The organism is Brevibacterium jeotgali (assembly GCF_900169175.1).
In the GTDB taxonomy this organism is placed as follows: Bacteria; Actinomycetota; Actinomycetes; order Actinomycetales; family Brevibacteriaceae; genus Brevibacterium; species Brevibacterium jeotgali.
On record NZ_FXZM01000024.1, the window covers coordinates 1 to 8,835 of the forward strand.

Here is an 8,835-nt window from a genome sequence, read left to right on the forward strand (position 1 = left end):
ACGCCGTGGGGATCTTTCCCAATCGAGTCGCGATCGTGCGGCTGGTCGGAGCGGTGTTGGCTGAGCAGACTGATGAATGGGCCGAAGGCCGTCGGTACCTCGGACTCGAGGTCCTGGCCCGCTGCCGGCTCACGTCCGTCGAGACCACCGGAGGCGAGGTGAGCACCGACCCCGACATCCCATTCGAACTCAGCGCCTGAGACCCCTCGACGAGGGATCCAACCGTTACACCACTACCAGGGACTTGACCGGGCTGGGGCGCAGGAGTCGCGGCTGCGGGACGCTTCGGTAGTCTTGGCGGCATGGCACTGCATCCCAGCCTCGAGCCCGTCGCCGCGCTGATCGGCACCTGGCGCGGTCCCGGCCGGGGCGAATACCCCACGATCACGTCCTTCGAGTACACAGAGGACGTCACATTCACCGACGTGGGCAAGCCCTTCCTCCACTACGTGCAGCGCACGCAGTCGCCGGAGGGTGCACCGATGCACACGGAGACGGGCTTCCTGCGGGTGTCGGCGGAAGGGATCGTCGAATTCGTCCTCGCGCAGCCGACGGGTCAGACCGAGCTGGCTGAAGGCGCGTTGGAAGCCGGACCCGACGGTTTCAGCTGCGAACTGCGCTCCCGGGTCATGAACTCGGGAAGCGCGAAGGCCGTCGAAGGAACTGTTCGTCGTTTGGATCTGACGGGTGACACGCTCACGACGACCTTCGCGATGGCTGCGGTCGGTGTGCCGATGACGCATCACCTCAGCTCCGAGCTGCGACGGGTCGAGTGAGACGGATCGGTCAGTTGAACCGGGTCGGTCGAGTGAGACGGGCCGGTCGAGTGAACCGGGCCGGTCGAGTGAACCGGATCGGGACCTGCGCGCGTGGATGATCTGCAGGTGGCATCGGGGCCCGGCGCGCCCCGCGGTCTGGTGGTTCCGGCGACTGAGCTGGTCGAGCAGTTCTCCCGGTCGTCGGGACCCGGCGGCCAGCACGTGAACACGGCGGACTCGAAGGTGCAGCTCAGCATCGATCTGGGGACGACGACCGCACTGGACGACCAGCAGCGGGCGCGCGTTCTGCAGCACCTGGCCGCGCGACTGGTGGGCGATTCGGGCACTGTGCTCACTCTCAGTGCGGAGGAACACCGCTCTCAGTGGCGGAACCGGGCGACGGCGCGGCAGAGGCTCGCAGAACTGCTGCGCGAGGGGGTGGCTCCACCGGTCGTCCGCCGTGCCACCAGACCGACGCGCGGGTCGAAGCGACGACGGCTCAAGGCCAAGCGGATCCGGGCAGAGAAGAAGCAGAACCGGAAGCGGCCGGGAGCGGAGTAGACCACTCGCGGTATCGTTCCTGGTTGGCGACATAGTGGAGACGATCACGACAGGAGGTCCGCATGGACACCCTTTCCGTGATCGTCCCCTTCTTCGCGGTGATTCTGCTCGGGTTCCTCGCCGCACGATTCCGGATCGTCCCGATGGATTCCGTCCCGGGACTCAATGCGTTCGTCCTCTACATCGCGCTGCCGGCGATGCTCTTCCAGTTCGGCGCGGACACACCCGTGGCGCAGCTCCTCAACCCCACGACCATCCTCGTCTGGCTGGTCTCCGGCCTCGTGGTCCTGGGACTGGCCGTTGCGATCGGACTCGGTCAGCGGCGCAGTTGGCTCGATGCATCCTTCGGCGGCCTCATCGCCGTCCTCCCGAACTCCGGCTTCATGGGACTGCCGCTCATCGCCGCACTGCGCGGCGATCAGGCATCCGGCCCGATCGTCACGACGCTGCTCGTCGACATCGTCATCATGCAGTCGATCGCCCTGGCGATATCCCAGCAGGGCAACGAGGGACACATGGCCGCGAGGGTGAAGACGTCATTCATCCGCGTCGTGGCCAACCCGATGCCGTGGGCGATCATCCTCGGCGCCCTGTGGGGAACGACCGGACAGTCTCTGTTCGGTCCTCTCGATCATGTCGTCACCCTGCTGGCGACCGCAGCGACTCCCGTCGCGCTCTTCACGATCGGCGCCGTACTCGCACGGAAGAACACCGATAGCAGCGCTCACGACTCGACGAGGCGCGGAGTCCTCACGGCCGACGTCAGCGTACTGACGGCCCTGAAGCTGCTCCTCCACCCCACCCTGGTGTGGGCACTGGGCAGTCTTGCGATCCTCACCGGTCTGCCGCTCCACCAGGAAGATCTGCTCGTCCTCACGCTGCTCGCCGCGCTGCCGTCGGCGGCGAACGCAGCGATGCTCGCGGAGCGACTCGGAGCGGACAGCAGTCGGATCGCTGCCGTGATCCTCATGTCGACAGTGGTCGGATTCGCGACGTTCTCCGTCGCGGCCATCATCCTGTAGCGCCGCGCAGCGAGCTGTGCCGCGTGGCGCCTACCGGAAGAGTCGGCTCACGATGCGGTGCGCCGCACGACGTCCGGCGCGCTTGCCCATCGCCTCAGGGCCTCGTCGCACAGCCCGTGCGTCGCCGCGCAGTCGTCGCAGGCGGAGCAGGAAGTTCAGCATGTCGGCCTCCTAGAAGTCAGTACGACGTTCACCAGTCTAGGAGCAGGGCAGATGGGACCACCACCCTGCGGGGCGTCAGTCCCCTCTTCTTCGACGTCATCGCACCACGGATAGGTGAGCGCACCGACCTACGTCGTCGGATCGACTGCGGTCATGCGGCCCGATTTCAGAACGATGTCGTTCCGAAGCTCCGCGAATCCGATGTCGCCACCGGCGAGAGTCTCCGCTGCGGTCCAGCTGAGCGACCGATAGCCCGTAGCTTCAACAGCGGCAACGGGCAGGACGGCGAATCGCCACTGGTTCACATCAAGAGGGTCATAGCTTTCGTGCGTCTCCGCTGTCTGCACTGCGAACACGTAGAGGTCGGCGTTGTAGCTCCGCTCGGGTGCGTAATCGACCGCATCGGCGGTCCACGAACGGGAGCTGAGGCCGGTGAAGCGCAGATCTGAGGGCTTCTTCTGCACCCACATCTGCATCCGTCCCGACGACTTCACCTCGATGCGGATCCCGTCCCAGACCACGTCGTGATCATCCCATTCGATTCTGACGGGACGCTCGATCCCAACAGCTTTCGCCACAAGGAACTCTGCAAACCAACCCCGAGCTGTATTCACCTGAAGGTTCGGCAGAGCGAACCGCCAGAAGTCATGCACGTACGTGTCGGGGATGCCTTCGATCGCTTCATCACCTTCGAGAGGTGCTCGCTCAATGGGTTTGATGAGAGACATCGATCTCCTTCGCACGTGGGGCGTACCAGCAGCACCGACTCACGGACGAATCAAGCGCGTCTACCTATTGTCCATCACGCCGCAGCGAAGACTCCCAGCCGGTTCCCGCTCGGATCGGTGAACTCGAACCGCCGACCGCCCGGGAACTCGTACGGTCCCGACACGATCGTGCCGCCCGCTGTCTTCACCGCTTCCACCGTGGCCTCCAGGTCATCGGAGAAGAGCAGAACGAGGGGCCCATCGTTGCTGGGCGGAGCGCCGGGGTTCAGCCCACCGATCTCACCGGCCCCGTCCGGTGTTCTGATCCCGCTGTACGCCGGACCGTAGTCATTGAAGCTCCAGCCGAAGGCGGATTCGTAGAAGGCGCGGGTCGCGGCGAGGTCCGTCACGCCGAATTCGATGTAGCTGAGGGTGTGATGCTGTGGGCCCTGCATGGCGCACCTCCGGTGGATGAAGTTCTTTCCATGAAGTATCGCGGTCGACGGGTAACGGTGACAAGGCGTGCTTCGACCCTGATCAGCACCCGGTCGGCGTATAGTCGAAGAGGAGCTGACCTCGGTTCCCCAATGATGGGAGGCCGGATGTCCGGCACCGTTCAACCGTCCTCAGCTGGCTCAACTGCTCCGACCGGCGACGCCGCACCGGACGACGGACTCCTCTCCCTCGGAGTTCTCGCAAGCTCCACGATGGAGAACGAGCGGCGCCTTCCGATTCACCCCCGACACCTGGACCGGATCGACCCGGACGTGCGAGCACGGATGATCATCGAGCGCGGCTACGCCGCTGACTTCCAGCTGGAGCCCGGCTACGTCGAGTCTCGCGTGGGCAGGATCGCGGACCGCGTCGAGGTCATCGAGGCCGCTGACGTGCTCCTGCTCCCGAAGCCCCAGGCCGCAGACGTGGCATCGATCCCCGAAGGTCGCATCCTGTGGGGGTGGCCGCACTGCGTGCAGGACACGGCGCTGACACAGACCGCGATCGACCGTCGGCTCACGCTGATCGCCTTCGAAGCGATGAATCACTGGACCCGTCGGGGAGATTTCAACCTGCATGTGTTCCACAAGAACAACGAGCTCGCCGGCTACTGCTCCGTCCTGCACGCTCTGCAGCTGACGGGGTCGACGGGTGATTACGGGCCGCGGCTCAGCGCTGTCGTCATCGGCTTCGGAGCGACGGCACGAGGCGCAGTGACCGCGCTCAAAGCGCAGGGGATCCACGACATCCAAGTTCTCACGCAGCGCGGCTCCGCCGCAGTCGGCTCCCCCATCCATGCCGCCCACATCACCCAGCTCCAGACCGATGGGCGCCCGCCCTACCTCAGTGAGGTACTCACGTCGGACGGCGAGGTCCTGCTCCCGGAGTTCCTGGCAGCGCACGACATCGTCGTCAACTGCACGCTCCAGGACGTGGCTGCACCGCTGACGTACCTGCGGTCACAGGACCTGGACGGATTCGCCGCGGGAAGTCTGATCATCGACGTCTCGTGCGACGAGGGAATGGGATTCGAGTGGGCGAAGCCCACCGGATTCGACGATCCGATGTTCACCGTCGGCGACGGAGTGCACTACTACGCGGTCGATCACAGTCCGTCGTACCTGTGGGACTCCGCCACCTGGGAGATCAGCGAGGCGATCCTGCCGTTCCTGCGTCCGGTGCTGGAAGGACCTGCCGCGTGGACGAAGAACCAGACCATCGACCGCGCGGTCGAGATCCACGACGGAGTGATCAGGAACACGAGCATCCTGAGCTTCCAGAGTCGCGCAGCGGACTATCCTCACGCCCGCACGGCGTAGCAGCCCTGCACTCGAGCGCGTAAAGACTCCCTGTGTCCGCAGAGTCGATGGATGGAGCTCCCTGCCCGTGAGCATTGCTCCGCTGCGAGCATTGCGCCGCTGCGAAACGACGGCGGCGAACGGGCGATACACCTCTGAGAGGCCGGTGCGTCAGTACCCTGTGTACCGTCCCGGGCGGTGGTTCAGCACGAGCACCACGTTCAGCAGCGCGGCACCCAGTGCGGAGATCAGCACGCTGGACACGGGCACCACGAACAGCGCACCGATCACGACGCACAGATCCAACGCCATCTGCACGTAGCCGGCCCTCCATCCGAACTGCTCCTGTGCGATGAGTGCCACGATGTTGAACCCGCCCAGCGACGATCCGTGGCGGAACAGGACCAGCAATCCTGTGCCCGCCATGAGGTTCCCGACGATCGCGACATAGATTCCGCTGGCCAGGTCATCGATGAGCGATGGCAGCGGTAGGAAGTGCGGGTGCAGGTACGCGATACCGGATACTGCGCCGATCGACACCGCGGACTTCAGGGAGAACACCCATCCCTTGCGGCGCACCGCCAGGAGGAAGAACGGCAGGTTCACGAGTACGAACAGCAGGCCGAACGGCCATCCCGTCCCCAGCGACAGCAGCAGTGACAGACCCGCGGTTCCACCGGTCACCAGGGCGGCCGCCTCGAGGAGGTACAGGCCGAAGGACACGAGGATCACGCCGGTCGCCATGCCGAACACGTCCTCCCAGACGGAGTGCGGTGAGGCGGGGACGTCGGTGAGTGGGCTGCTGGTAGTCATTCCCCCAGTGTGCTGGATCGCCGGGCCAACAGTTCGACGACCGCGTCGTGGAGTCGACGATCGGCCGTTCCGAGTCCATCGAGGACTTCCGGCAGCGTCACTGGTGTCTGGAGGAGCTCCTTCGAATCCAGCCGCAGCACGAAGACACGCGAGTAGTCAGCGATCCCCGGTTCCATCGTGTGCGTCCAACCTGGAAGCCGTTCATTGACGAACCACGCGGTCGGACCGAAGGCCAGCTGGACATGCGGCGCCGGCGAATCTACACCGACATGGTGGACAGTGAAATCAACCGCCCACTGATAGAGCCCTCTATACGGCACGAGTGATGGGCCCACGTGGTCGTCTCCGAAAGTACTCGTGAGCTGCCTATTCAAGATCTCGTTGCTGAATGATCGGAGCCGTCCCTTGATCCGTTGGAGGAGCTCACTGCCTTCGACATATCGCTGTCTGCCCTGCGCGGCGAGATCACTGGCGAACGCCTCTGCCACCTGGTCCTGGCTCCGCCAGCCGTACCGTTCCGCCTCGCCGGAATCACACATCGCTGTGACGAATCCGAGTACATCGCGATCACTCACACGTCTCTCCTCACTCACGAACTTCCGGTGCATCTGCGCGATGAACGAATGCGCGTCGGGGTTCTCGCTGCGGTACACCGTGTCGCCGTCGACACTGCTGTGCAGACGATCGATGAGCGCTCCGTACGTCACCACGATCGACTGCTGCCAGCCGTCCGACAGCCGGGATCGGTCCTCGTCACGGCACAGCATCACCACGCCTCCCCGGCGTGCGTCCCGCTGGCCGAACGCCAGGTACCTCTCATAGCCGTGCTGATGCCCGTCCGACGTGAAGTAGTTCTCGACGACGAGTGCGGCGGTCTCACCGGTGAGCACGATGTCGGCTATGTCGATGTCGTCCGGGCCGATTCCGGTGTTGACCTCCTGCCGCACCCGGTAGGTCTCACGGGGGAACGGCGCTCCCCCGGGCTGCGCAGCATTCACCTCGTCGATGAAGCTTCGCAGGAAGCGATCGCCGAGACCGTGCGTTCCACCGACGTCCAGCAGCCACGCGAACACATTGGACAGCTGCTTCTCGTGAGTCCCGTGATGCATGACGTCGAAGACGTTGAAGTCGTGCTCCAACGACCGGCTGAGGCCTACCGCCTCCTGGCAGTCGGCGATCTGAGGACCGCCAGAGCAACCGCACCGACGAGCACCGCAAGCAGACCGATGATGCCCACCAGAAGAGCCGGCCAGAACATGCCGTGCACCTGGAACTCCTTCGAGTCGACGGACGTGCCGACGAGCAGGTCGTCGGCCGCGCACTCGGCGGTGTAGTCGGCGTCCGGCGCGCTTCCGTTCATGAGCATCAGGATGGGCACGTAGGGCACGCCGTCGACGTCGATCGGCGCATCGATGCGAGGAGTGTCGAAGACATACAGATCCGGGCCGTCGAACTCGCAGTCGCCGGGCCAGCCCTGCGGAGCACTGATCTCGTCGAGCGGCCCGCCCGCGTCGTCGAATATTCCAGGCCCGCGTTCGATGTCCGCTGCCTCAGGAGCGTAGAGATAGAACGTGCGCCCCGGCTCCAGACCTGTGAGGAGCTCGTCGGAATCCTCGACCGCGACGAGGTCGTCCGGTGTGCCGGCGACGATCCGTCCCGTGTTCATACCGAGGATGACCACGACCACCATGCAGACGACGCCGATGATCGCCCCAGCGATGCAGATGAATTGCCATGTCTTCGTCTTCGGATCCCTGCTCATCGCCACACCACAGAGGATACAGAGCGCCTGTCACGACGTCTGATCTGGTCCCCGCTGGTCGGGTCCACGCTGGTCGGGTCTCAGCGCCTCGACGATGCGGCGCGCGCCCTGGTCCCCGACCTCCGTCGGGAGGAGGGCGAACACGTGCAGCTGCCCCTCCGCTTCGTGCAGGGTGACCTGCACGCCTGCGGCCTGCGCCTTCTCGCCCAGCACGTGCGCGTCGGGGTTCAGCACATCGTGCGTGCCGGAGAGGATCGTGAGGGGCCCGACCCCGGTCATGTCGCCAAACAGCGGGCTCACTGCCGGGTCTTCGAGTGAGTCGTCTCCGCGCCACGCCTCTGCCAGCACCCGTCCACCCGGCCGGCCCAGCCACGGGTCGCGGGGCTGCACCTCATCGATCAGGGGGTTGCTCCATGTCAGATCCAGGGCGGGCGACAGGAGCACCGTGGACGGCAGGACTCGTCCGTCGTCGCGGAGCGCCAGCACCGCGGACAGAACGATCTGACCGCCGGACGAGTCGCCGGCCATGGCCACGGCGCACCCGGAGCCCTCTTCACGCCGCACCAGGTCGACGACGCCGTCCCGCACGTCGCGCGCTGTGCCGAGCGGGACCAGCGGGTGGATGGGCACGACCACGCGCTGGCCCGTCTCGCGGGCGATCCGAGCGATCAGCTTCCAGTGCGGACCGGTGATCTCTTTGACCCACCCGCCGCCGTGGACGTACACGACGACGGAGGACGACGCCGCCGCAGAGCGCGTGCTATCGACCGGCCGCACATCGTAGACCGGCCACCCGGTGGGATCGGAGAGCCGGCGGTCGACTCGGACGCCCTCCAGCCGTGCCGGCGGACCGTACTGCACCGGTCGCAGGAACCGCTCGCGGATGCGGTCGTGGGCTCCCTGCTCCGTCACGAAGGGCCGGTTGGCGTTCCGGGCCCTCAGCACCAGCGGGATGAGCGCCTCGGGCAGTGTGATGCGCATGCGTTCCCCTCTTTCAGCCGACCAGTCGTCGACAGACTATCGGCCGTCGCCCGCTCACCGTTCCGCGTATCGTTCCGCGTATGGGAACCGCACCTGCCGCCACACCGTTCGACCGGGTCATCGTCCTGCACGGGTTCCGCGCATCGCCGTGTCAAGCCCCGAGTTTTGTAGAGGGATTTCTATCTGGAAATTGATGCCAACGCCCGAGCAGGCAGCTGCGCGTGGACTACTTCGAACTCGACAGGAGGCACGTGCCCGATCTCGCCATGAAGACGG

General features: G+C 65.6%; 12 protein-coding genes. 5 read left to right on the top strand and 7 right to left on the bottom strand.

All coding sequences use genetic code 11. The features are described from left to right. The 4 genes from BJEO58_RS14310 to BJEO58_RS14325 all read left to right on the top strand — a co-directional run. Nucleotides 1-200, top strand: a 200-nt coding sequence (locus tag BJEO58_RS14310; protein WP_180951982.1) for a transposase, incomplete at its 5' end; no start/stop codon positions are given. 102 nt (nucleotides 201-302) lie between these two features. Continuing rightward, nucleotides 303-776, top strand: coding sequence for a heme-binding beta-barrel domain-containing protein (locus BJEO58_RS14315; protein ID WP_101590139.1), 474 nt, complete (start codon nucleotides 303-305; stop codon nucleotides 774-776). A gap of 93 nt (nucleotides 777-869) precedes the next feature. After that, nucleotides 870-1,319 (top strand): alternative ribosome rescue aminoacyl-tRNA hydrolase ArfB, encoded by a 450-nt coding sequence (gene arfB, locus BJEO58_RS14320; protein ID WP_101590140.1) that lies wholly within the window; start codon nucleotides 870-872, stop codon nucleotides 1,317-1,319. A gap of 62 nt (nucleotides 1,320-1,381) precedes the next feature. Beyond that, nucleotides 1,382-2,341: an AEC family transporter gene (locus tag BJEO58_RS14325; RefSeq protein WP_101590141.1), complete on the top strand. Its 960-nt coding sequence runs from the start codon at nucleotides 1,382-1,384 to the stop codon at nucleotides 2,339-2,341. A gap of 30 nt (nucleotides 2,342-2,371) precedes the next feature. On the opposite strand, the gene BJEO58_RS15285 is transcribed toward BJEO58_RS14325, so the two are convergent. The 3 genes from BJEO58_RS15285 to BJEO58_RS14335 form a co-directional block, all read right to left on the bottom strand. Beyond that, entirely contained in the window at nucleotides 2,372-2,503 is a 132-nt protein-coding gene (locus tag BJEO58_RS15285) for a hypothetical protein (RefSeq protein ID WP_257904219.1), read from the bottom strand. Nucleotides 2,504-2,631: 128 nt separating this feature from the next. Next, nucleotides 2,632-3,024, bottom strand: coding sequence for a hypothetical protein (locus tag BJEO58_RS14330; protein WP_144573874.1), 393 nt, complete (start codon nucleotides 3,022-3,024; stop codon nucleotides 2,632-2,634). Nucleotides 3,025-3,305: 281 nt separating this feature from the next. Next, nucleotides 3,306-3,665, bottom strand: a complete 360-nt coding sequence (locus BJEO58_RS14335; RefSeq protein WP_101590143.1) for a VOC family protein — start codon at nucleotides 3,663-3,665, stop codon at nucleotides 3,306-3,308. 147 nt (nucleotides 3,666-3,812) lie between these two features. Here BJEO58_RS14335 and BJEO58_RS14340 point away from each other — a divergent pair, with 147 nt between their 5' ends. Beyond that, nucleotides 3,813-5,024, top strand: coding sequence for a N(5)-(carboxyethyl)ornithine synthase (locus BJEO58_RS14340; protein WP_101590148.1), 1,212 nt, complete (start codon nucleotides 3,813-3,815; stop codon nucleotides 5,022-5,024). A gap of 150 nt (nucleotides 5,025-5,174) precedes the next feature. Here the strand turns inward: BJEO58_RS14340 and BJEO58_RS14345 are convergent, their stop codons facing one another. The 4 genes from BJEO58_RS14345 to BJEO58_RS14360 are packed head-to-tail and all read right to left on the bottom strand — an operon-like array spanning nucleotide 5,175 to nucleotide 8,559. Continuing rightward, entirely contained in the window at nucleotides 5,175-5,816 is a 642-nt protein-coding gene (locus tag BJEO58_RS14345; RefSeq protein ID WP_101590144.1) for a YitT family protein, read from the bottom strand. Then, the gene (locus BJEO58_RS14350) at nucleotides 5,813-6,955 is read right to left on the bottom strand and encodes a PD-(D/E)XK nuclease family protein (protein ID WP_101590145.1); all 1,143 of its coding nucleotides are present in this window, start codon (nucleotides 6,953-6,955) and stop codon (nucleotides 5,813-5,815) included. Before BJEO58_RS14350 ends, BJEO58_RS14345 begins: the two co-directional genes overlap by 4 nt. A gap of 14 nt (nucleotides 6,956-6,969) precedes the next feature. Continuing rightward, nucleotides 6,970-7,578, bottom strand: a complete 609-nt coding sequence (locus BJEO58_RS14355; RefSeq protein WP_101590146.1) for a hypothetical protein — start codon at nucleotides 7,576-7,578, stop codon at nucleotides 6,970-6,972. Nucleotides 7,579-7,608: 30 nt separating this feature from the next. Further along, nucleotides 7,609-8,559, bottom strand: a complete 951-nt coding sequence (locus tag BJEO58_RS14360; protein WP_101590147.1) for an alpha/beta hydrolase fold domain-containing protein — start codon at nucleotides 8,557-8,559, stop codon at nucleotides 7,609-7,611. Nucleotides 8,560-8,835: the final 276 nt, after the last annotated feature.